Raw genomic sequence first — 26986 nt, forward strand, 5'->3', positions numbered from 1 at the left:
TAACACACCCCCTAATTTATATTCCAAAGTCTTTTTTAGCTGAATCTATACTATTAATTTCTGGTCTTTTATCACTTTCTAGAACTAAAGTAGCTTTGCCAACTGGTTTTATAATTAAATCACTTAGTAGATTAACAAAGTCTTTTTTACCTATAGCTTTTTCCATATCACTAATTCCTTTTAATGTTCTTGGTTTATAAATCTTTTCCTCATCATAATCTGAATTTAATAAAACATTAGCAACCTCTTGTTCATCTACATATTTTCTATTACTTCTACCTTCTACAAGCTTATATCCTGGATATTTAACACCATGCTTTTCAGCTTGTTCTAGTGCATAACTTTGAACATCCTTTAACCAATCTTGAATATTCTTAGCAAAACCTAAAATATCTGCTATCTCATATTTATTAAGAGTAAATGTGTCAGCAAAATCATATTTTCTAGCTAGTTTAAGGTTATCCTCAGCTCTTTTTCTACAATCATTTTTAGCTCTACAAAATCCACAATGGTCACCACTTACAAACTCCCCTTCACCATTAAAAGCCATTTGAGCCTTCTCTTTAACATTTTCTGCCCATGTAAGTAATTTAGTAACTTCTATTTCTTCACTTGATATGTTGTCAAGTCTGGGTTGAATTATTGTTGTTTTAACTAAATCAATATCATATAGCATTTCAAACTGATTATATGCCCCTAAACCATATAGTCTAAGTTGAGGATTCTCTATAGCTGAAACTTCTAAACCTTTTCCATACTTTAGGTCTATAACTTGAAGTATTCCATCAGATATTACAACAACATCTCCTGTTCCAAATCCTTCTGGAACCCACTCACTAAAATCGAGTCTTTCTTCTAACATTACTATTACATCATCACATATAGATTTACTATCATTTACTAATTCAACTACATTCTCAACATAAGATTGTATATAGTCCTCCATTTCAGAGTTATAGTACTCACTTTTCTGTATCTTTTTAATTCTTGCATTATATGCCTTTTTACTTATTTTTTCATACTCTAGCATTAATTTAACTTCTGCTAATTCATGTGCAAGTGTTCCTTCTTCTGCATATATACTAGTTGATGATGGATAGTTTTCTTCTAATTTTATACTAGGAGTGCAGTGAAGCCATCTATGTGCTCCACTTGCACTAAGTCTTGCATGTTGTGCCATTTATGTACCTCCTATAAACTTTCTAATTTCTCCATAAAAGCTGTATAATCTTCTTCTTTTACTTCACTTAACTTACTAGCTCCAAATTCACCAAATAACTCTTTAAGCTTATCTTTCTTGCCTGCCTTACTTACTTGTGCTGCCTTACTTCTTACCTCTTCTTTTGTGTATTTAATCTCACTAGTTGTATTTTCATTATTCTCTGTTACTTCTTCTTCGACTTCTGTTTTTTCTTCTTTAACATTTTCTTTTACTTCTACCTTTTTAGTATTTTCAGCTTTCTTAGTTTCAACTTTCTTCTCTTCTTTTATATCTGTTATATTTATAGGTTTTATCTGCATTGCTTGCCCTAGATTAAGTCCTCCCAAAGCATTTGCTACTACTAATAGTGCATTTGTGAATTCTGGTGCTTCCACTTTAACTTTTACATTTACATTAACTTCAACCATTTTAAATCTCTCCTTTTTATGTTATAATTTTATTAACTTTTTTTATTTTGTGTGTTGGTTACTTTGACCAGCACTTTTTTTATTTAATGTTCCAACTGATATTTTCTTACCAGTTTCAACATCCTTAAATACTATATCTGCTAAAGACTTACCATCTTTTTTAAGTGTTACTATGTTCTTATTGTTAATATCAAAACTAAGCAATTTCATCACCTCCTTTCAAACATACTATCGCTTATTTATTCCTAGTTGTTTAAAAATAGTTGTCCAATTTTCTTCTTTGAGAAAGTGCTAAGTATTAGCAACTTCTCTACTTTCTTAACTTTCTACTGTCTCAGCTTTCTTCATTGCTATATTAATAGCTACTTCTTTGGCTACTTCATCAAACTCTTTCCATCTTCTCCTGTTCTCTTCATCAGATATACGTGGATATACTATATAAACTTCTGTGTTTTGATTAGCTATAATTTTTTCATCATATTCTATGTTTTTTTCTTCATCATATTTGTATGGTTTAAATTGTTGTAGTATTTTCATAACATCACCCCTTGTTATAAAATATGAACTCATAAACTTGTCTTATACTTATTTAATTATTGCAATTTTTAATCTTCATGTACTTCATAAAATAGTGTATCTAACATATATAGCAGAGGACTATTTTTATCTATAGCTAGTTCTTCTTCATCTTTAATATAAAATTTTATTAAGTCTTCAGCTATGCAATAAGTTATATAATTATCTTCACCTATGCACATACCTACTTCTTTTTCTATCTTATTTTTATCTGAAATTTTAATGTCAGCTATAGTATCAAGAGTATCTACTATTTTATAAAATATCTTTTCTCTATCACTCAATTCATGACTTTCTTCTCCTATATAAACAAGATATTTGATTAGTTCATCTTCCTCTATATCACCAAAGAACTTTAACATAAACTCAAAAGTAAAATCATTAAAGAGTTTTTCATCCATTTCTGAATACTCAAAATTCATTTTTTTATAGTTCAAAGCTGTATTTAATGCAATTTTATCTAAAATATCTCTATCCATTTCTAAAAGAGCATAGTCATTAGCTATCTCATTGTTAACACCATTCATAGCTTTCTTGAAATCATCTATCATATTCAATTCCTTAACTGTTAAATGCATCTCACCATCAACTCCAATACTCACTATATCCTCATTTACAGCACTTACTATTCTGCTATTTTCTTCCATTTTCTTATTCCTCCTATATTGTTTAATTTTATTAATAATATTAATTAGTTTTTTTCCATAAAAACTCCATATTTAATAGCCATATCTTTTATTACAATTACATAACCTTCTATTAAATAATTTTGTTCTTGTATAACATCCAGGTAATTAAATTTTTCCCTTCTAGACTTGCATACACCTTTTTCTGCCATTTTACTTCTTCTATTATTTAATCTTCGCTTCAAGTCAACATTAAATCTTTTACAAAGAAGTTCATAACTTTCTTTTCTAAGAGTATTTATATATTCATTTCCACCTAAATTTTGTGCCATTGATACTATCAACTTGCGTGTTTCCTCTCTCCAATCAGTTGTATTCAATGTAACAACATCTTTTATGCTTTTTATTTCTTGTTTAGTTTCTGTTATATCTTGTTTTATTTGTTTTTGCTCTATTTCTTGTTTTGCTACAGTATCAAATATTTGCTTAAACAGTTGTAGTTCTGGACTTAATTGATTTGTAATTAAAGTATCTTTCTTTTTGTTAAAGTAAGACTCTTCTAAGTTATCAAACTGCTCCCAAGCTTTGTCAGTATCCAATATTTTGCAGTGTCTGTTTGCTCCTCTTTCAGTCCAAAGATAAAGTTTGTTTACATTAGGTGCAATTCCTATATTATATGAATCGCGTTTAAATGCCCTTAAATCATCACCTTGCAGACAAAAATAATGTTTACCTTCAATAAATCTCTCTTTATTATTATTGAAATTGTTACTTATATTTCTAATTTCAGTTTCATATACATCTGCTAATTGTTGTGTAGTTAGAACTCTCTCATTATTTCTTTCTATTACTTGTAAGTTATTCATGTTTATCTATCTCCTTTTTATAACTTCTATATTCTAATAACTCAAATTCCTTCCATAGTATATCTAATATAAATGAGTTCTTAGTTAACCCTAAGTATTTTGATTTTTTCGTTATTTCTTCATTTAATTTTTCTGGCATCCTAACAGTTATTCTCTTTTTATTTGAGTTCATTTTGCCGTCAACTCCTTTCTTGTTTTAATAATATCACGCCGTCTTTATGCCGTCAATATATTTTATAGATTTTCTATAAATTATTTTTATGATATAATAATGACATCATTTAGACTTTAAAAAGGAGGTATTATTATGTCAACTTCACTACCTAAATACACTTTAAGAATAAACAGAGTTCTGCTTGAAAAAATTAAATATATAGCTGAAAGCGAAGGTCGTTCTGCTAATAAGGAAATTGAACAAATAATAAAAAAACATATTGAAGATTATGAGCAAAGAAAAGGAGAAATTAAAATTAATATTGAAGAATAATTTATATACTCTTGCTAATCACTGATAGTATGTAATCATTCACTGACATACCTCTTTGATTAGCTTTTTCTTTACATTTATTGTATAATTCTTTCGTAATACTCAAGGTATACTTCTTTCTATTACTCAACCTTTAAATCACCTCTTTTTGAATATTCTGTATTTAGTTTTCAAAGTGCTAGTTTTCAAAACTTTTTAGTGCTTTTTCTAGAACTGGAATTACATTCTCATAATATCTAAAATTAGGTACTTGTTTATCTGAATATTTAGCTTTATCCCACACTTTAATACCATATTCTTCTGTTTTTAGATTGTAAGCATTTGCTAATCCTCCAACTTTATTAGCTGAAACTCCTAATATTTTACCTATTTCTGTAGCTGAATAAGTTTTTTTCTCCATCTTAGGTAATGGTATTAATGTTTCTCCAGAAAGTAATTCAGTAGTCTTTGAGTACATAATCTGTTTATATTCTTTTATATCTACTTTGTCAGCTAATTCCAGATATATCTTTGCTTCTCTTGCTCTTGCATTTTTTAATCTTGCTTGAGCATTCATGTATTTTATTTCTGAGTCATCTTTAGATTTAGTGCTGTATGTACCTGTTTTTCTTATTGATGGTAGTACATCTCTCGTTACCCAATGTTTAAATTTTTTAGCAGTTGATAACTTAGAACTTAATATTAAAGAATAAAGACCACTTTCATTAATTATTTTCATATTTTGATTACCCCCAGGAGTCGGTATTTCACCTACCCCTTTATCTTCATCATCAACATGTCTTTTTAAAGCATCAGATGTATCTTTATATCCTAATGTCTCTGCCACATCTTTACCAACAAACCAAGGCTCTCCATTTAATTCTATAACCCTTATTTCTCCAAAATCATTATTTTTAAATATTTGTAAATTATTACTCATAATTTCTTCCTCCCTAGTTCTTTGTATCTTCAGATTTTTTATTTTCAAGTATACCTTTTACTAGTCCTTTTGCTTCGAAAAAAGCATAAATATTAGCCTTCTTCAATTTATCAATATTACTAATAAACTCATCTCTGTGTTTTTTTTGCTCTTCTGTTGAAAGTTTCATAAAATATCTCCTCCTTTTGCAGTTCTTTAAGAACTTTAATTTGTTCTTTAAGAACTTTTGTAACTTCATTATAGGTTCTTTTCGAACAAAAAGCAATAGTGTTTTATATATTTTTTCAAAAAGAACATTTTCGTTTCATTATTGTTGCAAAAGAACTTTTCTTATTATATAATGTTCTCTAGGAGGGCTATAAAATGCAAACAAAAACAAATAAAGAAAAAAATAAAGAAATCGGTTCTAGATTAAAAAAAATCAGAGAAGAGAAGAAAATCACACAGTCTGATTTTGCATCAAGTCTTAGGATTTCAAGAAGTCACTTAGCAGGTCTTGAAACAGGTGCTAAAAATTTTACAAACAGAATCTTAGATGACTTATATAATTTTTATGGAATTAATAAAGATTGGCTTCTAGATGGCTCTGGAGATAAATATGTTGATTTATTAGAAGGAATTGATGCAGATGAAGAAATAAAAGAAATGACTAGAATGTATTTGAAACTTGATGATGAAATGAGAAATGTAGTTAAAAAATTTATGTTGTCATCAATAGAAGAAGCAGATAGTGAAAATAAAAAAACAGAGTAACACTACTCTGTTTTTTTATTTTGTATTTAAGCCCATTAACAAACCTTTGGATTCTAAAAACTTATCTTTATTAGCAACTTTTAGAATACTTAATAATTCAATAAATTCTTTAGCTTTTTTAGCTTCTTTAGATTTTACATTTTCAACTTCATCCATTGCTACATTCCTCCAACTTTATTAGCTGAGATACCTAACATCTTACCTATCTCGGTAGCTGAATAAGTTTTTTTCTCCATCTTAGGTAATGGTATTAATGTTTCTCCAGAAAGTAATTCAGTAGTTTTTGAATACATAATCTGTTTATATTCTTTTATATCTACTTTATCAGCTAATTCCAAATAAATCTTTGCTTCCCTCGCTCTTGCATTTTTTAATCTTGCTTGAGCATTCATGTATTTTATTTCTGATTCATCTTTAACATTTTTAGTTTTTTTACTATATGTACCCGTTTTACGAATAGATGGTAATACTTCATCAGTAACCCAATCTTGAAATTTTTCAGCCTCTTCTTTTTGAGATTTAAAGATTAACTTATATACCCCACTCTCAGTTAAAAAATTCTCACCTGTATTATGTAACTTTCTAAAGTTGTACTTAGCAACTTTAGAATTTGTAAGTTTTATCACTTGCTTATCATTCATTTTACTTAATGCTGTTTTTACTCCACTTTCTGTAAGTTCTAAACATGTTCCACAATCATATGGGTTAAATAAAATTTCACCTTCAAACTCAAACACTTCTACTTCTTTTCCTTCAAATACCATTAAGTTATTACTCATAAATTATTTCCCCCTTAATTATTTATAGTTGATTTTTCTAAAAGCTCATTTGATACTTTCATACCATCTGCCATTGCAGAGATATAATTTTGTTGTTCTAAATTTAACTTTTTAAACAAAAGAGTCATTTGAATAAGCTTTCTGTCATCATCATCTAAAATCAAATTATTTAAATGATGATTCGTTTTTTGTGTTTTCATTTCAGCACCTCCATTCGCTTGATTAATTCATATTATATTATGATTAAATCATATTGTCAATGGATTTTTTCATCTTTTTTATTGACTTATTCAAGTCACTATAATAAACTATTCATTAAGAAGGAGGTATAAACATGAATATTAAATATATATTTGATGGTTATGGTGAAGTAACACAAAAAGATGATGTAAAACTAAATTTACTCACTAAAGATGGAATTACAGATAATATAGGATATCTCTATATTTTAAATATCGAAGGCTTCAATGTTTGTAAAATAGGAACTTCCCTCAATGTATTTAAAAGAATTTCAGGAATAAGACAAGTGGTAAGATGTGTGTTTCCACATATTGAAAATTCAATTCATTATAATGTATTTATATCAAAACCAGTTTCTGATAGATTTAAATTAGAGAAAAAAAATACATAATCTATTTAGTGAGAAAAATATTGATGGTGAATGGTTCGATTCTTCTTTAAAAGATACGATAAATGTTTTAAAAGAAGAAGAAATAAATTATGTAAATGAAAAAATATATACACAGGTATTGGATTTATTTAATCCAGAAATATAGGGGAACTATCTATGGTTAAAAGATTTTAAGAATTTAAAAAAATTAAAAGCTTTTTCAAACTTAGATTTTAGTGATTTTATAACGAAAAACTATAACCATTTATTTGAAGATAAATATTTTATTTTTCTTAGAACTGAAGTGACATTAGAAAATATTATTGAACTACTCAAAAGCTACCAAATGTATATAAATAACAATAAGGAAACAATTAAATCAAAATTAAACTTAAATGATAAAAAAATTTGTACTAGTTTAATATCTGCAAATAAAAAAATAAATATTTTTATAGAAAAATATGATAGGAGTCAAGAAAATGTCAATTAGTAATCAAATTAAACAAATATTAGAAGTTCAAAATATAAAACAAATTGAATTTGCTAACAGAATAAAAGTAGACCAATCATACATATCAAAATTATTATCTCCAAAATCTACACTAACGCCAAGTGAAAGAGTAATTGATGATATTTGTGAAGCATATAATGTTAATAAAGAATGGCTCTTAACTGGTGAAGGGGAAATGTTTATAGAGTTCTCTGAAAATGAAAAGGTATTAAAAATAGCAACTGACATTATAAATGAAGACGATAAGTTTATGAAAAATATATTATTTACTTTTAGCAAACTAAGTGATGAACAAAAAGAATTTCTCATAAATTTAATGAAAAATATGACACAATAAAACCACCCAAAAGGGTGGCTATTTTTTTATGTTTGGCTTTAAATTTGTTGCAACTATATTTATGTACTTTAAATGTTCTATATCTAATGCGTCCCTAAATTTTAAAATTTGATTTATTCCTATGTTTGCTAGCTTTTCTGCATCATCAATTAATTTTACCCTTTCTTTATCCATTACTACATTCCTCCATTCGTAAATACTTTATAATACCCCCATATTATAGATATACACTTAAACACACCTAATATTAAACACCACCAATCATTTTATTTTTAAATACACTATATGTAATCGTCTCTTTTATATTATTACCTTTTTTAATCAGTTTTACTGCTTGATTTTATATGTAATTAAGAAATATTAATATTTATAGAACTTTTGTTCGGAAAAATAGGTATAAAAATTACCCAATTTACAACTCTAGTAAATTTATTTTGACAAATATCTTATTTAAGTTTTTAAGAATTACTTTGTAAATCTATTATATAGACTTCCTAAACTTACTTCAACCCACAAAAAAACTATATCTCTACTAACTTTAGTTTTAATTTTAAAACTATCCACATTATCCACAGTTTCAAACTATCATTTAGCGTAATCTACTTATAGCTAGAACGCATTATCTATTAACTAGCGTTATTTACATAAATTGTTTAGAATAAATCTCCCACTATTTTACTTTTTGATTTTATTTTTGATTTTTTTATTACAATTTTTTACATTATTTTTACATATAATTTACAAATTATTTGGTCTGTATTTATAGACCTTCAAAATAAAATTTTTTAATATTCTTAACTACATTCTACCACAAATTTCCACATGAAAATGTTGCTATTAACCGCATTGTTTTTTTCTATATGCAAAAAATAGGTTATCTATAATAAATTTAGGAGGAAATGAATATGCTAAAAGATTTAAGACTTTTAAAAGGATTGACACAAAAGGAACTAGCGAATAGAACTAACTATAGTCGAGAGTATATATCTGATTTAGAAAGAAATAAATATAAAAATATTACAATAGCAACTATAGTTGATTTATCAATTGGGTTAGAAATTAGTCCAATTTTATTATCTTGTCATTTTATAGATGAAGAATTGAAAAGAAGAAACAATTTTAAATAAGGAATAAAGATTAAAAATAAAATGTATTTATATTACTTCCTTTTCAACAAAAAAAATAAACATACTAAAAATATAGTATATTTTTAGTATGTTTCATTATTTAGTTTTTCAATAATGTCTTGAATTATATTCTATAATTTTTTATACACAATAAATGTATATATAATATATAATAGTAGTTAAGGAGTGTGATTACTTATTATGAGTGTTGCTATATACTTAAGAAAATCTCGTGCTGATGAAGAAGCAGAAAAACAAGGAGAATATGAAACTTTAAGTAGACATAAATCTACTCTATTAAAACTAGCAAAAGAACAAAACTTAGATGTAATTGAGATAAAAGAAGAATTAGTTTCTGGTGAAAGTATAATACATAGACCTAAAATGCTTGAACTTCTAAAAGAAGTAGAAGAAAATAAATATGATGCAGTCTTAGTAATGGATTTAGATAGACTTGGACGCGGAGACATGAAAGACCAAGGTATCATACTAGAAACATTCAAAGAAAGTAAAACCAAAATTATAACACCTAGAAAAACATATGACCTAACAGATGAATTTGATGAAGAGTATTCAGAATTTGAAGCATTTATGGCAAGAAAAGAATTAAAACTTATATCAAGAAGAATGCAACGAGGTAGAATAAAATCAGTTGAAGAAGGTAATTTCATAGGAACCTCTGCTCCATTTGGATATGATGCTGTAACAACTGGTAGAAAAGAAAGAATACTTGTACCAAATAAGGATGCTGATGTAGTTAGGACTATCTTTGACTTATATATTAATGAAGATATGGGTTGTAGTAAAATATCAAAATACCTAAATAACTTAGGCATTAAAACTGCTACAGGTGCTAATTGGTATAACTCTGCAATTACAAATATAATAAAAAATAAGGTCTACTGTGGCTACATTCAGTGGCAAAAAAAAGACTATAAAAAATCTAAAAATCCAAATAAAATAAAAACAGTTAAAGTAAGACCTAAAGATGAATGGATTGAAGCAAAAGGAAAGCATGAACCTTTAATAAGTGAAATAACATGGAAAAAGGCTCAAAATATACTAAAAAAAAATGGTCATGTCAGCTATGGTAATCAAATAAAAAATCCACTTGCAGGAATAGTGATTTGCAAAAATTGTGGTAGACCATTAGTATATAGACCATATGCAGACCATGACTATATAATTTGTTACCATCCTGGTTGCAATAAAAGTTCTCGATTTGAATTTATTGAAGCTGCCATTTTAAAATCTTTGGAAGACACTGTAAAAAAATATCAATTAAAAGCATTTGATTTAGACTTAGATAAAAATAATAAAGATAGTAATATAGAATTTCAAAAAAGAGTTTTAAAAGGCTTAGAAACTGAATTAAAAGAATTAGGCAAGCAAAAAAATAAGTTATATGATTTACTAGAACGAGGAATATATGATGAAGATACATTTATTGAAAGGTCAAATAATATAAGTTCAAGAACTGAAGAAATTAAAGATTCAATTAAGACAGTAAAAAATAAATTAAATACTGTTAAAAAAGACAATGCTAAGATAATAGAAGATATTAAAACTGTACTATCACTTTACCATGATTCAGATTCACTTGGGAAAAATAAACTCCTAAAATCTGTAATTGATAAAGCAGTTTATTATAAGTCCAAAGAACAAAAGCTAGATTCTTTTGAATTAATGGTTCATTTAAAATTACATGAAGACCAGTAATACCAACAACATATAAAGAGTAGTGTGTAATGAAATAAGCCTTTTAGATATACTTGGTACAGAAGCTAACTATGTTCTTGATGAAGTTGAGCTAAAAGTTCAAGTTGGAAAACTTTATGAACAACTAAACAATATTCTTACTCCTAGAGAAAGAGAAATTGTCCAGTTAAGATATGGGTTAACTCCTTATGGCTATAAGACGCAAAGAGAAATTGCACAAAAACTCGATATATCGAGGTCATATGTATCTAGAATCGAAAAAAAAGCTCTTAAAAAACTAGAAAAAGAGCTTGTTCAAGAAAGTTAATACTATATTTTAAAAGGATATATCGTACATTATTAGACAAAACTTTCTATCTCAAAATCAAAGTTACGGTATATCCTTAAATTTTATAGTACATAATTTTATTGTATACTTTCACATATTTCCTTAAATATAGGTACTGCAGATTTATTTCCTTTTTGAGTTCCTTCTACTAATACAGTTATTACATATTTAGGTCTTTCTTCAGGATAAAATCCAGTTATCCATCCATGGTCTATTGCTTTTTTATTCAAACTACTTTGAGCTGTACCAGTTTTAACTCCACATCCACCCTCAATATCTTTCAAGTCTTTAGCTGTACCAACTCTAGACACAGACTTCATATATTCTTTAACTTGTGTACATACATAAGGAGAAATAAGTTCTTCCTTTTTTGCAGACTTATAAGTTTTTATTGTATTCATATCATTGTCCACAAGACTTTTATACAGGTATAATGGTTTGAATGTCCCATTATTAGCCATTATTTGAGTCATTTGATTTATTTGAAGTGGTGTAAATTCTATATTCTCTTGACCTATAGCTAAATTTCTTATTGATATGTTTTTTGGAGCTTCTCTAATTTTTTCTTCATCAAGACCAATATTAACTTTTTCAAATAAATGTAATTTTTCAGCAGATTTAAGTATCTTTTCTTTTCCAAGTTTCATGGCTATATCTAAAAATGCAGGATTGCATGAATTAGAAAAAGCTTGTCTTAAGTTTTGGAAACCATGACCATCTCTTTTATTACATCTTAGTATTTCATTAGTATTCCCAACTTTAGTCTTTCCTGTACAATTATAAGTATAGTTCTCATCTACAATACCATTTTCAAGTGCAGAAAATAAAACTACCATTTTAAATACAGACCCTGGTGGATATGTCGCCTTTATAGCTCTATTTTCAAATTCCCTATTTTTGCCTTTTAAACTTTTTGATATGTCATTTTGGTCAAAATTAGGTCTAGAACACATTGCAAGAATTTCACCTGTAGAAGCTTCCGATATTACTACTGCTGTAGGGTTTTCTTCTTTATTTAGTATCTGTTCTAATTTTTTTTGAATATCATAATCAATGGTAGTTTTTAGATGTGTATCTTTATCCTTATTATCAACAGTTTTTACACTTCCCTTTAGTATATTTAGGGATTTTTCATTTCCTGCATCTCCAGCTTTAAAAGCACTTATATACTTTTCATTTGAATTTCTAAGCACACTGTCCATACTTTTTTCAATTCCTGATTGACCTGATTTATCATCTTCTTTTATATATCCTATTGTGTGTGATAATAAACCATCTTTTGCGTATCTCATAGTTTTTTCTTCTACCATTATTCCATTTTTCTCAAGTTCTTTTTTCATACTCTTATCAATATTTTTGGTCTGAATCTGTATTATAGGGCGTGTTAATTGCTCTTGTACGGCTTTATATATATCTAAATCATCCATCTCAGTAGCTTTCTTAATAAGCTCTAAAATTTTATAGTTATTATTTAATTTTTCCTTTTCAACAACCAATACCTGAGACTTACTTATATCTGTAAGCTTCTTGTTGTTTCTATCGTAGATTATTCCTCTTCCACTATTTAACTCTACTTTCTCAATACTTTGTGATTCAACACTTTGTTTGTATTTATCACCTTTTAACACTTGTATATCAACTAGCCTATAAATTAAAGCACTATAAATTATTAAAACTATAGTAAATATATACCAGCTTCTCTTTCCCACTTTTTTCAAAAATGGAGTCTTCTTTTTTGACATGAAATCACCCCTTAGATAATTTCATTATTGACAATTTCTAAGGGGCTAATACTATCTTTATCAAATTTTTATTATTCCTCAACCTTTTCTTCTATAGCTTTTCTAAGCATATAATCTTTACCAACTTTTACTGACAACTTTAATTTCACTATTTGTCTAGGATGAGGAGCTGACTCTATAGCTTCTCCTTCTTCATTATACATTTCTTCAATTTTAGTAAACATAGTTTCTTTATATGGTCCCATAACTTCTATTTCATCACCAACGCACATTTTATTTCTTTGCTCAACTACAATAAGACCATCTTCATCTTCTGTTTCCCTAACTATACCTATAAAATCATAGTTTCTAACATATGATGCTGACTGATAATTTTGGTCTTCTGTTGTTGGTTTATTCAAGTAAAAGCCTGATGTAAAATGTCTATGGCTACCTTTTTTTAACTCTTCCATCCACATTGGGTTGAACTTCCAGTTTTCTGGGTCTTTGTAAAATTCATCTATTGCCATTCTGTATGCTCTTACAACAGTAGCTACATAGTATGAAGTTTTCATTCTACCTTCTATTTTTAAACTTGTTATACCAGATTTGATTAATTCAGGTATATACTCTATCATACATAAATCTTTTGAGTTAAAAAAGAATGTACCCCTTTCATCTTCATATATTGGGAAATACTCACCAGGTCTTTTTTCTTCAACTAAGTGATATTGCCATCTACAAGATTGAGCACAAGAACCTTTGTTTGCATCCCTTCCAGTCATATAGTTGCTTATTAAACATCTACCAGAATAAGATATACACATAGCTCCGTGCATAAACGCTTCTATATCCATATCTAAAGGTGTTTTTGCTCTTATTTCAGATATTTCATCAAAAGATAACTCTCTTGCCACTACAACCCTTTTTATTCCATGCTCATACCAGAAATTTGCACTTAAATAATTAGTTGTATTTGCTTGTGTACTTAAATGTATTTCCATATTCGGAATTACTTTTTTAATAACACTAAGCACTCCTGGGTCAGCTATTATAACTGCATCTATTCCTATCTCTTCTAACTCCAACAAATAGTCTTCTAATTGTAGAAAATCTTCATTATGAGGTATTATATTTACTGTTACAAATACTTTTTTACCTCTTTCATGTGCAAAAGCTACTCCTTCTGCCATATCTTCCTTACTAAAGTTCTTTGCAGCGGACCTCATTCCAAAAATTTCTCCACCTATATAAACAGCATCTGCTCCATACGTTATAGCTATTTTCAATCTCTCCAAATCACCTGCTGGAGCTAAAAGTTCAACCTTATTTAATTCCATCTACGTCACCTCTTTTACTTTCTTTATAACTTAGTGCTACACCATCACCTATTGGTATCAATGATGTACTTAAATAGTCACAATTACATATATAATCTAAATAACTTCTCATTCTTTTAACTATAGTTTTTTTTCTTCTTACAACAAAATCATCATGAGCAACCATACCTTTATATAAAATATTATCAGATACCAAAAGTCCGCCATCTTTTAATTTATCTATAACTAAATCAAAAAATAGCTTGTATTGACCTTTAGCTGCATCTATAAATATAAGGTCAAATTCACCTTGGACTTGACTAAGTTTTTCTTCTGCATCTCCTTCTAGTATGGTTATGTTATTGTCAAATCCAGCTAATTTTATATTTTCTTTTGCTTTTTCTATCATTTTTTCATTTCTCTCAACAGTTATTATATCTGCATCTTTTCCTATAATACTTGCAAAAAAAATAGAAGAATAACCAATTGCACATCCTACTTCTAAAACTCTCTTTGGCTTTTGAACCTTTAATAATACTTTTAACAAATCTGAAACTTCTTTATGTATTATAGGAACACTATTTTCCTCTGCATAAATTTCCAAATCTTTTAAAAATCCTTCTTTTTCTTTTAATGTCACCCTTATATAATCTTCAATTAAGTCATTAACTATATTACTCATAAAAACACTCCCTAAAATAATAAACATTCAAGTTTTGTCTTAATTTATTATTTTTTAAATTCATATTGTTATATATATTTACACTTTCTTTATTATAAATCTAAGAATAACAATTTTCAATAAAAAAGCCCAACATTATTTTTACCCTGTTAGACTTTTTATAATCACTGCTTATTTTTTTGTATTTTCTTTATTTGTTGCTTTTGTATCTTTTGATTGCTTATCCCTAGCTTCTTTATATTCTTTAACATATTTTAAATGTTCTTGATAGTTTGTACTATAATTATTTCCACCATCAATCTTAGCTACAAAATATAAATAGTCTGTTTTATCTGGATATAGTGCTGCTTCAATAGATTTTATACCAGGATTTGATATTGGCGTAGGAGGCAATCCTTTATTTTTATAACTATTATATGGTGAATCAATTTTTAAATCATCATACGTTACAATTTTCTTTCTCTCTTCAAATATATATTGTATTGTTGCATCTGATTGAAGAGGCATACCTACCTTAAGTCTATTATAAAACACACTTGATATTATTGGTCTATCTTTGTCAAGAACAGCTTCTTTCTCAATTATTGATGCCATTTCCATTACTTCTTGAAGAGTCATCTTTGATTCTTTTTGTTTCTTTTTAAACTTGTCCGTGTATTTACTGTCAAATACCTTTAACATTTCGCTTAAAATATCTTCTTCTGATTGTTTCTTTGAATTAAAATAATACGTTTCTGGATACAAGAACCCTTCTAAAGAAGTTATTCCATCTTCCTTTAAGTATGGAAATTTATTATAAAATTCTCGAGGTTCTTTTATTAGTTTTTCAAAAGTGGCTTTATCTCCTAAATTTTTATTTACTAACATTGCTATAACTTCTTTAGATGTAGCACCCTCTGGAATAGTTACTTTTAAACCATCCTGATATATTTTACCTGAAACTAAAAGACTTATTATATCATTATTTGAATACGATTGATTAAGTAAGTATGTTCCTGATTTTATAGATGGAGCTTTATTACTAACTTTTACCAAAAGTTTAAATAATAGTTCATTTTTTATTAGTTTATTTTCATATAATATGTCAGATATTTTTCCAACAGATGCTCCACTTGGAATGTCAATAATTACATCTTTTTTGTTATTTTTATCATAAGGACCTATTTGCATAAACACAAATATACCTCCTAAGATAATTAAAATAACAATTATTAATACTGCTATTTTTAATCTATTTTCTTTAAAGTTCATAATATAATCTACTCCTTATGTATATTTACCCATTTTCTATTATAAAACTAGATGCTTTAATTTTCAATCATCTTGTAGAATAAACTTATTTATATTGTAAAAAATGTTTTAAAATATATCTTTTTGCTATAATTTACAACTTATCAAAAAATAAAAAACCTAACATTATTTTTGACATGTTAGGTCTTTTATAATCACTTTTCTAAAATTTTCTAAAACTTTTTAATCTCATCTTTAGTTACAATACCATATATTAATTTATTTTTGTCTATTTTTACATCTACAATAGAATAGGAATCAACAAATCTGTCTTTTGCCAATGAAAGCTTTTGTTCATCATTATAATACATGTAGGCTAAAACTTCACCTTCATTTACATAATCTCCAACTTTTTTTTCTAAAATTATCCCTGCTGATAAATCTAAAATATCATCTTTAGTTTCTCTACCTGCTCCAAGAATCATAGCTGATACACCAACATCTTCAGCTTTAATTTTACTTATATAACCTGATTTAGTTGATTTAACTGGATATTTGTACTTTGATTTTTTGAATAAAGAATAATCATCTACTACATCTTTATTACCACCTTGATTTTCTATAAACTCTTTGAGTTTATGTATAGCACTACCAGATTTTATTGATTCTCTTATTTTTTCAATACCATCATCAAAATCATGTGCTACCTTTGATAAAACCAACATATATGCTCCCAGTACTTCACATAGTTCAACAAGGTCTTTAGGACCATTTCCTTTTAAAGTCTCAATTGCTTCTATAACTTCTAAAGAGTTTCCCACTGCAAACCCCAAAGGTTCATCCATATCTGTTACAATTCCTATTGTATCTCTATTCATATCAGTACCTATATCAACCATAGATTTAGCTAGCTCAAAAGACTCTTCTAAGGTCTTCATAAATGCTCCATCACCAGTTTTTACATCTAACACAATTGCATCAGCTCCTGAAGCTAACTTTTTAGACATTACACTTGATGCTATCAATGATATATTATCAACAGTCGCTGTAACATCTCTAAGAGCATATATTTTCTTATCTGCAATTGCTACCTTTGCACTTTGACCACAAACTGCAATTTTGAACTTATTTACAGAGTCAATAAACTTACTTATCTCCATTTCTGTCGAAAAACCTGGTATAGACTCCAGTTTATCAATAGTCCCACCAGTATGACCAAGCCCTCTACCAGACATCTTTGCAACTGGTGCTCCACATGAAGCAACCAAAGGTATAAGAGCTATAGTAGTCTTATCTCCAACACCACCAGTACTATGCTTATCTACCTTTATTCCATTTATATCAGATAGGTTTATCATATCACCAGAGTTCATCATTGCTTCTGTAAGATGCACTGTTTCTTGTTTATTCATCTTATTTAAATAAATAGACATTAATAGTGCAGAAGCTTGATAGTCAGGTATATCCCCTTTTGAATAGTTTTCTATAAAGTAGTTTATTTCTTTTTTACTAAGTTCTAGCTTATCTCTCTTTTTTTTTATAATATCATACATTCTCATACTTCAAATCTCCATTCTAATCTGTGATAATTTAAATCAATCTTTAAATTTGAAAACATTTTTAAACGTGATAGTATTATAAAAAAACTGTCTTTTATTAGAAATAACTTTCTATATCAAGACAGCTCCTTATTAATTCTTTTCAAATCAAACACTGATTATTTTATTATAAATTTACTCAAAAAATTTATAATAATCTTTAATTTATAAATTTTTAACTGTTCTTTTAACTAAATTCATAAATTCTGATTTAACTTTTTGAGTGGTTTGTATTACTTCCTCATGACTTAGTGGCTGATTTAAGATGCCAGCAGCCATATTTGTTATACAAGATATACCAATAACACTAATATTAGAATGTGCCGCTACTATGACTTCTGGAACAGTAGACATACCTACAGCATCAGCTCCTAAAATTTGAGCCATTCTCACTTCGGCTGGTGTCTCATAGTTTGGTCCGCTAAAAAACATATAAACGCCTTCTTTTACATCTATATTACATTCTTTAGCACAGTTTTTAACTATATCTACATATTTAAAAGAATAGGCATCCGACATATCTGGAAATCTAGCTCCAAATCTATCATCATTTTTTCCTACTAATGGATTATTTCCACTAAAGTTTATATGGTCTCTTATAAGCATCAAATCTCCTGCTTTAAACTCTTTATTTACGCCTCCAGCAGCATTGGTTACTATAAGAACCTCAACTCCTAAGGCTTTCATAACTCTTACAGGAAAAGTAGCTTCTTTCTGAGAATATCCTTCATAATAATGAAATCTACCTTGCATAGCAATTACTTCTTTTCCTTCAAGTTTTCCAATGACAAGTTGTCCAGCATGTCCTTCTACTGTTGATACAGGGAAATTTGGAATTTCACTATATTTAATTGTGACAGAATCTTCTATATCATTTGCTAAATCACCTAGTCCAGAACCTAGTATCAAACCAATTTTAGGTTTTATATTAATTTTAGAATTTATAAATTTACTGCTTTGTGCTATCTTTTCAAACATTCCAATCTCTCCATCCTATTAAGTTAAGTTTTTTAACATTTTATCATTTTCTAATTTAAAATAAATCTTCTTTAAAGCTTGACCCATGTTTAGGCAATTTTACATTTAGTATATCTGCAACAGTTGCTCCAATATCAGCAAAAGTATCTTTTACTCCTAAATTAAAACCTTTTTTAATCTTATTGCCATAAATCATAACTGGTATATATTCTCTTGTATGGTCTGTGCCTTTATATGTTGGGTCATTTCCATGGTCTGCATTGATTATTAAAATGTCATCTTCTCTCATATTAGCCATTATTTCAGGAAGTCTACTATCAAACTCTTCAAGTGCTTTCTTATATCCCTCTGGGTCTCTTCTATGACCATATTTAGAATCAAAATCAACAAGATTTGAATATATCAGACCTTTATTATCTTGTTTCATATAATTTAAAGTTTCATCCACTCCATCCATATTACTTTTAGTGTGGATAGCATCTGTAATTCCTTTTCCATTAAAAATATCTTCTATTTTTCCAACTGCTAAAACGTCAAGCCCTGATTCTTTTATATTGTCAAGAACTGTTGGTTCAAATGGGTCTAATGAATAATCTCTTCTATTTGAAGTCCTCACAAACTCACCTTTTTTCTTACCTATGAATGGTCTAGCAATTACTCTAGCTACTGCATTATCCCCCATCATTATTTCCCTAGCGATTTTGCACATATTATAGAGTTCTTCTAGGGGAATTACTTCTTCATTAGCAGCTATCTGAAATACACTATCAGCTGATGTATATACTATTACATCACCAGTTTTTATTTGATGCTCTCCATACTCATCTATTATTACAGTTCCTGAAGCTGGTTTATTTCCTACTACTTTTCTTCCAGTTTTTTTCTCAAACTCTTCTATTATCTCCTTAGAGAATCCATGTTCAAATGTCTTAAAGGGTTTGTCAACTATTATACCAGTCATTTCCCAATGACCTGTAGTAGTATCTTTTCCCTGAGACATTTCCTTACACTTTCCAAAACAACCTATTGGTTCTTTTATACTTTCAAAAAAATCTATACCATCTATATTGCCTATACCTAAATTTCTCATATTAGGAATCTGAATATCTGGATATTCCTTAAATATATTTCCAAGGGTACTTACATCCTTGCTATCACCAAATTTTTCAGCATCAGGTAATGCTCCTATCCCAACACTATCAATTACAATCCAAATTACTCTGCTCATATAAATATGCTCCTTTTAAATTATAAAATTTCCTATACAGTCTATTTAGCCTCTGCTTTTTGTAATTCTATATCAATATCATTTCTAGGATGTTTTTCCTTTATTTCTCTTTTCACGTTTTTATCTATATGATTTAAATATACTTGCAAACTAGATAAATTAACATTTCCTAAAATTTTACTTACAACAGCAATGTTAGCACCTTCATTTAATAAATGAATTGCAAATGAATGTCTAAGCATTGTAGGATTTATATTTTTATCTATATTGGCTAAATTAGAATATTTTTTTATGACTTTCCAAAGACCTTGTCGTGTAAATCTTTGACCTAATGAGCTTACGAATAATGATTTTTCACCTTCTACAGCCATTTTAGGTCTTGCTTCTTTTATATACTTTTCTAAATAAAGTTTTGTAATATCACAAAGTGGTATCACTCTTTGACTTTTACAACATGAATTACAATATATATAATCAATATCTAGGTCAACATCTTCTATATTCATCTCTACTAATTCAGATACTTTTATACCAGTACCATATAGTACTTCAAAAATAGCTTTGTCCCTAATCAACTTAGGAGTTGTTAGCTTTGGAAAATTTAATAGTCTTTCAATTTCTTCTTCTGTAAGTATATTTATATTTTCTTTTTTTATTTTAGGTTTTTTTATATCTTTTGCAGGATTATTTGTACATATATGATTTAAAAATAAATAATCATGAAAAGATTTTATAGAGGATATCATCCTCGCTATTGTAGCTATTGATACATTATCTTTTTCCAACTTTATTAAGTAACTTATAATATCATTTTCCACTATATCTACTAGTTTAATACTCTTTTGATTTATATATTCCATATATTTTTTTATATCCATAAAGTATGATGCCACTGTATTTTCTGATAATCGCTTTTTATCTTTTATGTAATCTATATATCCCTCTATAATATCCATTATAAACTCCTTTATTTAACTAGGAACTTAATAATACCAATACTTGCAGTATTTAATATTAATTGCAACCCCAATGATAGTGCTATTATAATTATAATATTTAGTATATACCTCTTAATTAAAAATTGCATATTTTTTCTATTTTTCTTTTTAAATTCATAAACCATCTCTTTAAAATAGCTTAAACTAATTAATGCTAATATGATTGCACATGGAATAATAATCAAATTTTTAAATAATATTATTAAAATCATTTTTATACTTTTAAATTTTAATGCCAGTATACAACTATTTATTGTATAACCGATTGACATACCTTTTAACACAAAAGCTACCAGAACTGCCGGAATTGTTACTACAAACAGGCTTAATAGAGCTATTGAGCCCATAAAAATTGCATCTGATTTTAAATTCTGTATAACTGTATCTTTTATGCTTATATTTAAATTATAATACTCTACAGCAGGATTTATATTGTTTAATATATTGTTACTAGAACCAGGCAATACTTTATTTATATAAGACCCAACAACAATAGACATCATAAACAACAATCCTATAATAATTATTTGTCTATTCAATTCTCTAAAATCATTTTTTCTATATGTTCTTCTCAATTTTATTCCCCCTTGTCCTTTATAAAATAATATGCTTTAGGACAAGGGGTTATTCATCTTATAAATATTAATTTTTAAACATATCTTTTACTAATAACAATCCAATAGAAGTTTTTGCATCCTCAATATCATTTTTTAATACCATATTATATGCTTCTTCAAGCTCAATTTCATAGACATCTAAAAACTCATCTGCATCTAGATTATTCTCTCCTGGAGTAAGACCCGTTGCTAAATATACAAACATTATCTCATTAGAAAAACCTGCTGAAGTGAAAAATTTATGTATTAGTTTAATATTTTTTGCACTATACCCAGTTTCTTCTTTTAATTCTCTTTCAGCACATTCTTTTGGACTTTCATTTTTTTCTAGTTTACCAGCTGGAATTTCAAATATTGGCTTTTCTATAGGTTTTCTAAATTGCTTAACTAGTACAACTTTATTATCATCTGTAATTGCAACTATTCCTACTGCTCCACCAACTTCTACTAACTCCCTTTTTTGATATCCTTGCCCTGGAATTTCAACAGTATCAACCTTTAAAGTAATTACTTTACCTGTATAAACCCTATCACTACTAATAGTTTTTTCTTCTAATACCATCTTAAACCTCCATTAAGTAATATGCTGCTGTGCTTGCAGCTTTGAAAAATGCCTCATCTTGTTCATAATTTCTTCCCATACTCTTTACTTTTAGATTAAAATAGTCTAAATCCTCTTTCGTTTTATTATTATCTATATAAATTATATTATGCTTTTTGTCTAAACCATTTGAATCGACTTGCTCTTTTATAAATTTTAATTTTTCATCATCATATATAGTTATCGGTATGTCTACATTTACATTTACAATATCTTTAAATACAGTCATACTATGGTGTGAAATGCCTTGATGTCTTTCTCGTTTATCAGCAAAACTAACTCTTGGAATTGCTATTGCTCTTCCACCAAGTTTTTTTATAGCATCAAGAATTGGCCCTTGTTCAATCCCTGTAAATCCATATTTTGTTCCTGTTCCAGCAATTCCTGGTCCCATACTTACAAATACTACATCTGCCTTTAGTATTTCTTTTGCCGTAATTAGTGCAGTATATATATTTATACATTCATAATCTCCACCAAACGCATTTCCTATAGTTATCGTACTATCTATTAATTTTTTTTCTTTTAAAGTATCCACATTTTTACTTAAATAAATTGGAAGAGAAGCCCCATCAGTCATTATATATACTAATTTTTTATTTGGATTATTTCTTTTAAATGAAGCTGCAAATGGAGTCAACATACTATGAAGAGTCCCCACTACAACAGAAAGACTTTCTAATCCTTTAAAATTCTCAAATTCATCATGATAAATACTTTCTTGTTCTTCAACAGAATCTACTTTTATTTGAAGAGGTGTATATCTAAGTTTCATTATATGACCACCTTCAGTTAAAGTAGATTCTAAATTATTTAAATTAGTTATTACAAAATGGTATCCACCTGTACCTAAGCTTAGTTCTACTGCTGTTGTATTTAAAACTACTTCATCTCCTATATTTATAGTTCCAGATATTTTGGGATAATTATATGCCCTTTGTATTTCTCCATTTACATTTACTCTTATATCATCTAGAGTTTCAGTTTGACTTACTATTGATTCAACAATCCCCACTCTTTTGCTTATCATAATATTACCTTCCCAATTTATCTATAAAATTTAATAGTTTATTTTTTTCTATTATCTTAGTTAATGAGTATTTCTCAGTGAATATATGCATAATAACTATAAATATTAACCATCCTAATCTAACATTAAATGGATACCCAAAAGAAATGAGCATCCCAATAGATATTCCAAGGACATTTGAACCAGTATCTCCCATCATAACTCTTGCCTTTAAATCATAGTTAAAATATGCAAGTACATTTGGTACTATAAGTAATGGAAGAACTTGAACAAATCCTGTCAGTGTTAAAAATATAATTACCATTATGAATAAATATGCTTTTATTGCTCTTCCTGGTCTTAAGTCCAAAAGATTCATTAAATTTGTTGATAGAGCTATTATCAGTGTATTTATTATTATATCAATTATATCCTTTGATATAGCAACAGAAACTATAAGTCCTACAAATCCACCAAATAAGGCTTTAAAACCTCCTGTTGTAAGACTTCCTTTAAATAAACTCTTAAAATGCCCCTTTAAACCACTTACATCTCTATTTCCAATGACATCGTCTAGTATCCCTGCAAAAAACATGGATATCATACCAAACATAAACATAAATATATACGCTAAATCCTTAAATTCTGTAGTAAAGAAAGCAAGTATTATTCCATTAATTACAATCATAGGTAAAAACACAATTCCCATACTTACTGGTATCATATCTTTTTTATAGTTTGGTCTAAGTACATTTCCATTTATCAATAAATTTTTAAATAGTGGAATTACAGCATAGGTTCCAAATAATCCAGTTAATAATAAAATGGTATAAAGTATATAATCTTTCACTAAGATATTACCTCCATTCTTTCTTTTTTTGTCCCAAAACCTTTTTTATATGATAATACTGTTTCCCTCTATGAATAAAACCTTTTAAATTTCTTCCTGTTTCATTATGAGTCATATTTACTAGTACTTCTTTAATTTTAAATCCATGCTTTAAGATATCAATGGTCATTCCAACTTCTACTCCATATCCAAAAGGTATTTCATCAAATTTTTCTAAAACTTCTCTTTTAAATACTCTTTGACCTGATAAAGTTGCATCTAACTCAACACCAGTCATCTCAAATACAGAATTCTTAGCTAAACCCTTTACAAATCCCAAACCTCCTTTTTTCTTCGCAGGAGGAAACTTGGCTATAGTAACATCAGCATCACCATTTAATATAGGTACTATTAATTTTTCAACTTCTTTAGCAGAATTTCCTAAATCTCCATCTAAAAAACCTATAATATCTGCATTTTTCATTGCTAACTTGATACCATAATTTAAAGCATATCCTTTGCCTCTATTTTTATCTAACTTAAAAAATTTAATCTTTTCACTTTCTAGTTCAGATACAACTTTAGCAGTATTATCAGTTGAACCATCATCGACAACTATTATTTCATTTATTTGTTTAATATCAACTATACTATCTAATGTATATTTTATTCTACTTTCTTCATTATAAGCTGGTATTATTATACTTATATAAGAATCCATTTTTTCTCTCCTTAAAATTATTTCTATTTAATAGATGGCAACAATGAAGTTGCAGTATCCAATCTACCAAAATTACCAACTATATTACCTTGTTGTAGAAGAATAGCTAGAGATATACTTCCTATACCTTCATCAATATTATCTACAGTTGCAACCTTGTTTTTAGAATATAGTTCTACATAAGAAGTTTTAACTCCTGTATTTTGAACTTCTACTAAATATTTATTTTCTGATTTAAGTTTTGAAACTACAAATTTTTCTATCTTTTCAAACTGTTTTGTACTGTCTTTTGCATCATTTCCACCAGCTATTACAACAGAATCATATTTTAGATATGTATTTCCAAGAGAGTTAAATTTTATTACATCTAGTTCTTGAAGATATGTTAGAATATCACTTGCATCTTCCTTTTTAAGAGTATCAATTATATAATTAATTGCATCATTTGCATTTTTTACCTCTATACCTAATTTAGTTGAGATTTCTTTTAACTTTTCTGGATTTGTTATATTTTCTTTTAATACTATATTAAATGCAATACTTCCATTAGATTTATTTATTATGTCTTCTATATTCTTTGTATAATCGTCATTTTCATTAGCTGATATTATTCCTATACTTTTACCATTCAACGAGCCAGCTAAAATCTTATCTACATTTTTATTTATAAAATTAACTGACTCTTCATAATCTCTATTTACATTTGCTAGGTCACTATCAAGTTTATCATTTTTTTCTTTTAAGATATTAAACTTATCATCCAAATCATTTATTATATTTGCTTGTTGTTCACTTAATTGTTGATTATTATTTAAATTAAATCCTACTAACATGCCTATACCCAAAGCTATAAATATAGCACCTATAGTGACTATATAATATTTCATATTAATATGCATATTTATCCTCCTAAAATTTACATCTGTAATAATACTCTAAACTTCAATTGCATTAGTTGTATGAACTGTTGAACTCCTGGTGACAATGATGCAACTACCAACACAGGAAATAATGCTGTTGCTATTAATGCCCATATGTACTTTATTTTTAATTTACTTCTGTATAACAAATTAACGCCTTTAGCATCTATAAGCTTTGAACCTATTTTAAGTCTAACTAAAAAAGTACTTGCCATACCTTTTCTTCCTTTTTCAAGAAAATCAATCATGTTTGAATGTGTACCAACTGCTACTATTAGCTCAGCTTTATACTCATAAGCGATAAGCATAGCTATATCTTCACTAGTTCCTGGTGCAGGAAATACAACTGCATCTAAGCCTAATTCCTGAACTCTTTCAAGACCTGGTGCTCTTCCATCCGTATAAGCATGTACTACTATTTCACTAGCCTTTTTTAAAGCTTCATCACTCACGCTATCCATATCTCCTACGATTACATCAGGAGTATATCCAAACTCAATTAAAGCATCTGCTCCTCCATCAACACCAACCAAGACTGGCTTTACCTCTTCTATATAAGAAAGCATAGTACTCAAATCTTCTTTGTAGTCCTGACCTCTCACAACTATCAATACATGTTTATTAGCATAATTAGTTTTCACTTTTGGAATTTCTACTTCTCCAAGTATAAATCCTTTTTCTTTTTTAGCATAATCTATAGTATTATCTATAAATCTATCCAATTCTACAGCTAAATTCTCATAGGCAGCCTTTATTAGATGCGAAACTTCATACTTGTCTAAAACTTCGCCAGCACCTAAAAATTTTCCTTTTCTATATATCTTTCCATCTACAACTTCTATAATCTGTCCTTCTTTTAATTCTTCAAATAACTCTTCTCCAACATTATCAATTATTAGTATATTATTTTCAGTTAATATTCCTGGACCTTTATTGGGATACCTACCACTTATAGAAGGAGCCGCATTTATGACAAGTTTTATTTTAGCTTCTACTAAAGAGTTTGCAGCAACTTCATCTATATCGATATGATTTACAACTGCTATTTCCCCACTCTCAACTCTTTTAGCAAGCTTTTTAGTTTTTCGATCTACTTTTATAGGGGCCTCGACTCTCATTTTTAAACCTCCACTATCATTATTAAAATCACATTATATTATAGCATTACTTAACAATAAAATAAATGTTTTAAGTTTGTTTTGCATCTTTGGAATTCACAATACTATATTTCATCATTTTTTTATTTAATATATTCCATAATACACTTA

36 protein-coding genes are annotated in these 26986 nt (G+C 27.9%); 7 read left to right on the forward strand and 29 right to left on the reverse strand.

The genetic code is table 11. From position 1 onward, the window contains the following. Nucleotides 1-16: 16 nt before the first annotated feature. From IR152_RS07420 to IR152_RS07450, 7 genes are all read right to left on the reverse strand, one after another. Nucleotides 17-1180, reverse strand: coding sequence for a DUF2800 domain-containing protein (locus IR152_RS07420; protein WP_227451150.1), 1164 nt, complete (start codon nucleotides 1178-1180; stop codon nucleotides 17-19). 11 nt (nucleotides 1181-1191) lie between these two features. Continuing rightward, complete coding sequence (locus tag IR152_RS07425; RefSeq protein ID WP_227451151.1) at nucleotides 1192-1629, reverse strand: hypothetical protein; 438 nt, start codon at nucleotides 1627-1629, stop codon at nucleotides 1192-1194. Nucleotides 1630-1671: 42 nt separating this feature from the next. Next, nucleotides 1672-1833 (reverse strand): hypothetical protein, encoded by a 162-nt coding sequence (locus IR152_RS07430; RefSeq protein WP_227451335.1) that lies wholly within the window; start codon nucleotides 1831-1833, stop codon nucleotides 1672-1674. A gap of 114 nt (nucleotides 1834-1947) precedes the next feature. After that, nucleotides 1948-2166, reverse strand: a complete 219-nt coding sequence (locus tag IR152_RS07435; RefSeq protein WP_009894510.1) for a hypothetical protein — start codon at nucleotides 2164-2166, stop codon at nucleotides 1948-1950. Nucleotides 2167-2234: 68 nt separating this feature from the next. Continuing rightward, a complete protein-coding gene (locus IR152_RS07440; RefSeq protein ID WP_227451152.1) occupies nucleotides 2235-2852 on the reverse strand; it encodes a hypothetical protein in 618 nt (205 codons plus the stop codon). A gap of 44 nt (nucleotides 2853-2896) precedes the next feature. Then, complete coding sequence (locus IR152_RS07445; protein WP_227451153.1) at nucleotides 2897-3697, reverse strand: ORF6N domain-containing protein; 801 nt, start codon at nucleotides 3695-3697, stop codon at nucleotides 2897-2899. Next, a complete protein-coding gene (locus tag IR152_RS07450) occupies nucleotides 3690-3869 on the reverse strand; it encodes a hypothetical protein (RefSeq protein ID WP_022619349.1) in 180 nt (59 codons plus the stop codon). The genes IR152_RS07445 and IR152_RS07450 overlap by 8 nt, the downstream gene beginning before the upstream one ends. A 135-nt stretch (nucleotides 3870-4004) precedes the next feature. On the opposite strand from IR152_RS07450, the gene IR152_RS07455 reads away from it, so the two are divergent. Continuing rightward, a complete protein-coding gene (locus IR152_RS07455) occupies nucleotides 4005-4184 on the forward strand; it encodes an Arc family DNA-binding protein (protein WP_003429811.1) in 180 nt (59 codons plus the stop codon). Between the two features lies 1 nt (nucleotide 4185). Here IR152_RS07455 and IR152_RS19995 read toward each other — a convergent pair whose 3' ends face one another. The 3 genes from IR152_RS19995 to IR152_RS07465 are packed head-to-tail and all read right to left on the reverse strand — an operon-like array spanning nucleotide 4186 to nucleotide 5272. After that, the gene (locus IR152_RS19995) at nucleotides 4186-4314 is read right to left on the reverse strand and encodes a hypothetical protein (protein WP_003429810.1); all 129 of its coding nucleotides are present in this window, start codon (nucleotides 4312-4314) and stop codon (nucleotides 4186-4188) included. A gap of 48 nt (nucleotides 4315-4362) precedes the next feature. After that, nucleotides 4363-5103, reverse strand: a complete 741-nt coding sequence (locus tag IR152_RS07460) for a Bro-N domain-containing protein (RefSeq protein ID WP_227451154.1) — start codon at nucleotides 5101-5103, stop codon at nucleotides 4363-4365. Between the two features lie 13 nt (nucleotides 5104-5116). Continuing rightward, a complete protein-coding gene (locus IR152_RS07465; protein ID WP_022616189.1) occupies nucleotides 5117-5272 on the reverse strand; it encodes a hypothetical protein in 156 nt (51 codons plus the stop codon). 194 nt (nucleotides 5273-5466) lie between these two features. Between IR152_RS07465 and IR152_RS07470 the strand changes: the two genes are divergently transcribed. Beyond that, nucleotides 5467-5856, forward strand: coding sequence for a helix-turn-helix domain-containing protein (locus IR152_RS07470; protein ID WP_227451155.1), 390 nt, complete (start codon nucleotides 5467-5469; stop codon nucleotides 5854-5856). Between the two features lie 15 nt (nucleotides 5857-5871). On the opposite strand, the gene IR152_RS07475 is transcribed toward IR152_RS07470, so the two are convergent. The 3 genes from IR152_RS07475 to IR152_RS07485 are packed head-to-tail and all read right to left on the reverse strand — an operon-like array spanning nucleotide 5872 to nucleotide 6835. After that, nucleotides 5872-6012 (reverse strand): hypothetical protein, encoded by a 141-nt coding sequence (locus IR152_RS07475; RefSeq protein ID WP_227451156.1) that lies wholly within the window; start codon nucleotides 6010-6012, stop codon nucleotides 5872-5874. A 2-nt stretch (nucleotides 6013-6014) separates the two neighbouring features. Continuing rightward, on the reverse strand, nucleotides 6015-6635 hold the full coding sequence (locus IR152_RS07480) for a Bro-N domain-containing protein (protein WP_227451157.1): 621 nt from the start codon (nucleotides 6633-6635) through the stop codon (nucleotides 6015-6017). A 14-nt stretch (nucleotides 6636-6649) separates the two neighbouring features. Then, nucleotides 6650-6835, reverse strand: coding sequence for a hypothetical protein (locus IR152_RS07485; protein WP_227451158.1), 186 nt, complete (start codon nucleotides 6833-6835; stop codon nucleotides 6650-6652). Between the two features lie 134 nt (nucleotides 6836-6969). On the opposite strand from IR152_RS07485, the gene IR152_RS07490 reads away from it, so the two are divergent. Beyond that, nucleotides 6970-7266 carry a hypothetical protein gene (locus IR152_RS07490; RefSeq protein ID WP_227451159.1) on the forward strand — a complete coding sequence of 99 codons (297 nt, stop codon included), beginning with the start codon at nucleotides 6970-6972 and terminating at the stop codon, nucleotides 7264-7266. A gap of 458 nt (nucleotides 7267-7724) precedes the next feature. Next, nucleotides 7725-8093 (forward strand): helix-turn-helix domain-containing protein, encoded by a 369-nt coding sequence (locus IR152_RS07495; protein WP_227451160.1) that lies wholly within the window; start codon nucleotides 7725-7727, stop codon nucleotides 8091-8093. Nucleotides 8094-8111: 18 nt separating this feature from the next. On the opposite strand, the gene IR152_RS07500 is transcribed toward IR152_RS07495, so the two are convergent. Continuing rightward, entirely contained in the window at nucleotides 8112-8267 is a 156-nt protein-coding gene (locus tag IR152_RS07500) for a hypothetical protein (RefSeq protein ID WP_227451161.1), read from the reverse strand. Between the two features lie 731 nt (nucleotides 8268-8998). On the opposite strand from IR152_RS07500, the gene IR152_RS07505 reads away from it, so the two are divergent. From IR152_RS07505 to IR152_RS07515, 3 genes are all read left to right on the forward strand, one after another. Then, nucleotides 8999-9220 carry a helix-turn-helix domain-containing protein gene (locus IR152_RS07505; RefSeq protein ID WP_227451162.1) on the forward strand — a complete coding sequence of 74 codons (222 nt, stop codon included), beginning with the start codon at nucleotides 8999-9001 and terminating at the stop codon, nucleotides 9218-9220. A 201-nt stretch (nucleotides 9221-9421) separates the two neighbouring features. Next, complete coding sequence (locus IR152_RS07510; protein WP_227451163.1) at nucleotides 9422-10939, forward strand: recombinase family protein; 1518 nt, start codon at nucleotides 9422-9424, stop codon at nucleotides 10937-10939. Between the two features lie 22 nt (nucleotides 10940-10961). After that, the gene (locus IR152_RS07515; protein ID WP_227451164.1) at nucleotides 10962-11246 is read left to right on the forward strand and encodes a sigma-70 family RNA polymerase sigma factor; all 285 of its coding nucleotides are present in this window, start codon (nucleotides 10962-10964) and stop codon (nucleotides 11244-11246) included. A 98-nt stretch (nucleotides 11247-11344) separates the two neighbouring features. On the opposite strand, the gene IR152_RS07520 is transcribed toward IR152_RS07515, so the two are convergent. The 15 genes from IR152_RS07520 to steA form a co-directional block, all read right to left on the reverse strand. Next, entirely contained in the window at nucleotides 11345-13009 is a 1665-nt protein-coding gene (locus IR152_RS07520) for a peptidoglycan D,D-transpeptidase FtsI family protein (protein ID WP_227451165.1), read from the reverse strand. Between the two features lie 71 nt (nucleotides 13010-13080). Next, nucleotides 13081-14328, reverse strand: a complete 1248-nt coding sequence (locus tag IR152_RS07525) for a peptidase U32 family protein (protein ID WP_227451166.1) — start codon at nucleotides 14326-14328, stop codon at nucleotides 13081-13083. Next, the gene (locus IR152_RS07530) at nucleotides 14315-14989 is read right to left on the reverse strand and encodes an O-methyltransferase (protein ID WP_227451167.1); all 675 of its coding nucleotides are present in this window, start codon (nucleotides 14987-14989) and stop codon (nucleotides 14315-14317) included. The genes IR152_RS07525 and IR152_RS07530 overlap by 14 nt, the downstream gene beginning before the upstream one ends. Before the next feature lie 171 nt (nucleotides 14990-15160). Further along, on the reverse strand, nucleotides 15161-16240 hold the full coding sequence (mltG, locus tag IR152_RS07535) for an endolytic transglycosylase MltG (RefSeq protein ID WP_227451168.1): 1080 nt from the start codon (nucleotides 16238-16240) through the stop codon (nucleotides 15161-15163). A gap of 212 nt (nucleotides 16241-16452) precedes the next feature. Then, on the reverse strand, nucleotides 16453-17778 hold the full coding sequence (locus tag IR152_RS07540; RefSeq protein ID WP_227451169.1) for a pyrimidine-nucleoside phosphorylase: 1326 nt from the start codon (nucleotides 17776-17778) through the stop codon (nucleotides 16453-16455). A 204-nt stretch (nucleotides 17779-17982) separates the two neighbouring features. Further along, a complete protein-coding gene (locus tag IR152_RS07545; protein WP_227451170.1) occupies nucleotides 17983-18795 on the reverse strand; it encodes a purine-nucleoside phosphorylase in 813 nt (270 codons plus the stop codon). A gap of 55 nt (nucleotides 18796-18850) precedes the next feature. Continuing rightward, a complete protein-coding gene (locus IR152_RS07550; protein WP_003438158.1) occupies nucleotides 18851-20023 on the reverse strand; it encodes a phosphopentomutase in 1173 nt (390 codons plus the stop codon). 41 nt (nucleotides 20024-20064) lie between these two features. Further along, complete coding sequence (locus IR152_RS07555) at nucleotides 20065-20979, reverse strand: tyrosine-type recombinase/integrase (RefSeq protein ID WP_227451171.1); 915 nt, start codon at nucleotides 20977-20979, stop codon at nucleotides 20065-20067. A gap of 11 nt (nucleotides 20980-20990) precedes the next feature. Next, nucleotides 20991-21596, reverse strand: coding sequence for a stage II sporulation protein M (locus IR152_RS07560; RefSeq protein WP_227451172.1), 606 nt, complete (start codon nucleotides 21594-21596; stop codon nucleotides 20991-20993). Between the two features lie 67 nt (nucleotides 21597-21663). Next, nucleotides 21664-22200: an NUDIX hydrolase gene (locus IR152_RS07565; protein ID WP_074183459.1), complete on the reverse strand. Its 537-nt coding sequence runs from the start codon at nucleotides 22198-22200 to the stop codon at nucleotides 21664-21666. 1 nt (nucleotide 22201) lies between these two features. Beyond that, nucleotides 22202-23269 carry a DUF3866 family protein gene (locus IR152_RS07570; protein WP_227451173.1) on the reverse strand — a complete coding sequence of 356 codons (1068 nt, stop codon included), beginning with the start codon at nucleotides 23267-23269 and terminating at the stop codon, nucleotides 22202-22204. A 4-nt stretch (nucleotides 23270-23273) separates the two neighbouring features. Then, the gene (locus IR152_RS07575) at nucleotides 23274-24098 is read right to left on the reverse strand and encodes a glycosyl transferase (protein WP_227451174.1); all 825 of its coding nucleotides are present in this window, start codon (nucleotides 24096-24098) and stop codon (nucleotides 23274-23276) included. Between the two features lie 7 nt (nucleotides 24099-24105). Further along, on the reverse strand, nucleotides 24106-24798 hold the full coding sequence (locus IR152_RS07580; protein WP_227451175.1) for a glycosyltransferase family 2 protein: 693 nt from the start codon (nucleotides 24796-24798) through the stop codon (nucleotides 24106-24108). A 23-nt stretch (nucleotides 24799-24821) separates the two neighbouring features. Continuing rightward, the gene (locus tag IR152_RS07585; protein WP_227451176.1) at nucleotides 24822-25697 is read right to left on the reverse strand and encodes a copper transporter; all 876 of its coding nucleotides are present in this window, start codon (nucleotides 25695-25697) and stop codon (nucleotides 24822-24824) included. Nucleotides 25698-25714: 17 nt separating this feature from the next. Continuing rightward, a complete protein-coding gene (gene steA / locus IR152_RS07590) occupies nucleotides 25715-26836 on the reverse strand; it encodes a putative cytokinetic ring protein SteA (protein ID WP_227451177.1) in 1122 nt (373 codons plus the stop codon). Between the last annotated feature and the right edge of the window lie 150 nt (nucleotides 26837-26986).

Origin of the sequence: Clostridioides sp. ES-S-0108-01 (assembly GCF_020662285.1) — a bacterium.
In the GTDB taxonomy this organism is placed as follows: Bacteria; Bacillota; Clostridia; order Peptostreptococcales; family Peptostreptococcaceae; genus Clostridioides.

Excerpts from the sequence above, each read along its gene's own strand:
- IR152_RS07545 (WP_227451170.1), bottom strand. The coding sequence starts at position 18,795 with ATGTTTGAAAAGATAGCACAAAGCAGTAAATTTATAAATTCTAAAATT.
- IR152_RS07435 (WP_009894510.1), bottom strand. The coding sequence starts at position 2,166 with ATGAAAATACTACAACAATTTAAACCATACAAATATGATGAAGAAAAA.
- IR152_RS07525 (WP_227451166.1), bottom strand. The coding sequence starts at position 14,328 with ATGGAATTAAATAAGGTTGAACTTTTAGCTCCAGCAGGTGATTTGGAG.
- IR152_RS07440 (WP_227451152.1), bottom strand. The coding sequence starts at position 2,852 with ATGGAAGAAAATAGCAGAATAGTAAGTGCTGTAAATGAGGATATAGTG.
- IR152_RS07470 (WP_227451155.1), top strand. The coding sequence starts at position 5,467 with ATGCAAACAAAAACAAATAAAGAAAAAAATAAAGAAATCGGTTCTAGA.
- IR152_RS07425 (WP_227451151.1), bottom strand. The coding sequence starts at position 1,629 with ATGGTTGAAGTTAATGTAAATGTAAAAGTTAAAGTGGAAGCACCAGAA.
- IR152_RS07450 (WP_022619349.1), bottom strand. The coding sequence starts at position 3,869 with ATGAACTCAAATAAAAAGAGAATAACTGTTAGGATGCCAGAAAAATTA.
- IR152_RS07530 (WP_227451167.1), bottom strand. The coding sequence starts at position 14,989 with ATGAGTAATATAGTTAATGACTTAATTGAAGATTATATAAGGGTGACA.
- mltG (WP_227451168.1), bottom strand. The coding sequence starts at position 16,240 with ATGAACTTTAAAGAAAATAGATTAAAAATAGCAGTATTAATAATTGTT.
- IR152_RS07480 (WP_227451157.1), bottom strand. The coding sequence starts at position 6,635 with ATGAGTAATAACTTAATGGTATTTGAAGGAAAAGAAGTAGAAGTGTTT.
- IR152_RS07520 (WP_227451165.1), bottom strand. The coding sequence starts at position 13,009 with ATGTCAAAAAAGAAGACTCCATTTTTGAAAAAAGTGGGAAAGAGAAGC.
- steA (WP_227451177.1), bottom strand. The coding sequence starts at position 26,836 with ATGAGAGTCGAGGCCCCTATAAAAGTAGATCGAAAAACTAAAAAGCTT.
- IR152_RS07555 (WP_227451171.1), bottom strand. The coding sequence starts at position 20,979 with ATGGATATTATAGAGGGATATATAGATTACATAAAAGATAAAAAGCGA.
- IR152_RS07565 (WP_074183459.1), bottom strand. The coding sequence starts at position 22,200 with ATGGTATTAGAAGAAAAAACTATTAGTAGTGATAGGGTTTATACAGGT.
- IR152_RS07495 (WP_227451160.1), top strand. The coding sequence starts at position 7,725 with ATGTCAATTAGTAATCAAATTAAACAAATATTAGAAGTTCAAAATATA.
- IR152_RS07490 (WP_227451159.1), top strand. The coding sequence starts at position 6,970 with ATGAATATTAAATATATATTTGATGGTTATGGTGAAGTAACACAAAAA.
- IR152_RS07585 (WP_227451176.1), bottom strand. The coding sequence starts at position 25,697 with ATGCATATTAATATGAAATATTATATAGTCACTATAGGTGCTATATTT.
- IR152_RS07570 (WP_227451173.1), bottom strand. The coding sequence starts at position 23,269 with ATGATAAGCAAAAGAGTGGGGATTGTTGAATCAATAGTAAGTCAAACT.
- IR152_RS07455 (WP_003429811.1), top strand. The coding sequence starts at position 4,005 with ATGTCAACTTCACTACCTAAATACACTTTAAGAATAAACAGAGTTCTG.
- IR152_RS07420 (WP_227451150.1), bottom strand. The coding sequence starts at position 1,180 with ATGGCACAACATGCAAGACTTAGTGCAAGTGGAGCACATAGATGGCTT.
- IR152_RS07580 (WP_227451175.1), bottom strand. The coding sequence starts at position 24,798 with ATGGATTCTTATATAAGTATAATAATACCAGCTTATAATGAAGAAAGT.
- IR152_RS07505 (WP_227451162.1), top strand. The coding sequence starts at position 8,999 with ATGCTAAAAGATTTAAGACTTTTAAAAGGATTGACACAAAAGGAACTA.
- IR152_RS07465 (WP_022616189.1), bottom strand. The coding sequence starts at position 5,272 with ATGAAACTTTCAACAGAAGAGCAAAAAAAACACAGAGATGAGTTTATT.
- IR152_RS07550 (WP_003438158.1), bottom strand. The coding sequence starts at position 20,023 with ATGAGCAGAGTAATTTGGATTGTAATTGATAGTGTTGGGATAGGAGCA.
- IR152_RS07460 (WP_227451154.1), bottom strand. The coding sequence starts at position 5,103 with ATGAGTAATAATTTACAAATATTTAAAAATAATGATTTTGGAGAAATA.
- IR152_RS07510 (WP_227451163.1), top strand. The coding sequence starts at position 9,422 with ATGAGTGTTGCTATATACTTAAGAAAATCTCGTGCTGATGAAGAAGCA.
- IR152_RS07485 (WP_227451158.1), bottom strand. The coding sequence starts at position 6,835 with ATGAAAACACAAAAAACGAATCATCATTTAAATAATTTGATTTTAGAT.
- IR152_RS07445 (WP_227451153.1), bottom strand. The coding sequence starts at position 3,697 with ATGAATAACTTACAAGTAATAGAAAGAAATAATGAGAGAGTTCTAACT.
- IR152_RS07540 (WP_227451169.1), bottom strand. The coding sequence starts at position 17,778 with ATGAGAATGTATGATATTATAAAAAAAAAGAGAGATAAGCTAGAACTT.
- IR152_RS07500 (WP_227451161.1), bottom strand. The coding sequence starts at position 8,267 with ATGGATAAAGAAAGGGTAAAATTAATTGATGATGCAGAAAAGCTAGCA.
- IR152_RS07475 (WP_227451156.1), bottom strand. The coding sequence starts at position 6,012 with ATGGATGAAGTTGAAAATGTAAAATCTAAAGAAGCTAAAAAAGCTAAA.